The organism is Azohydromonas lata, from assembly GCF_034427735.1.
Classification (GTDB): Bacteria; Pseudomonadota; Gammaproteobacteria; order Burkholderiales; family Burkholderiaceae_C; genus Azohydromonas; species Azohydromonas lata.
In genome coordinates this window covers 1-293 of sequence record NZ_JAXOJX010000253.1, presented here as the reverse complement: position 1 = coordinate 293, position 293 = coordinate 1, and the positions used below count along the sequence as shown (strand labels likewise).

The 293-nt window shown below is 64.5% G+C and carries 1 protein-coding gene; it reads left to right on the top strand.

Features of this window, described 5'->3' with window-relative positions:
- Positions 1-244: membrane dipeptidase (locus tag SM757_RS35280; protein ID WP_322468906.1), on the top strand; the 244-nt coding region annotated here is incomplete at its 5' end.
- Positions 245-293 lie beyond the last annotated feature (49 nt).

Below are 293 nucleotides of genomic sequence, written 5' to 3'. Positions count from 1 at the left end.
TGTGGGCACCGACCACACCCAGGGCTACGGCCACGAGTTCTTCCACTACCTCACGCACGACAAGGGCCGGCATCGCCAGCTCACCAAGTTCGGCACGATCAAGAACCCTGAAGGCATTCGCACGATTGGCGAGATGCCCAACCTCACTGCCGCCATGAAGCGCGCCGGCTGGTCGGACCGCCGCGTCGAGAAGGTCATAGGCGCCAACTGGCTGCGCGTCTTCAAGGACGTGTGGGGAGCCTGAACATGAGCCCGCAACTGCCCATCGCAGCCTCCCTCCAGGCCTGACCCAC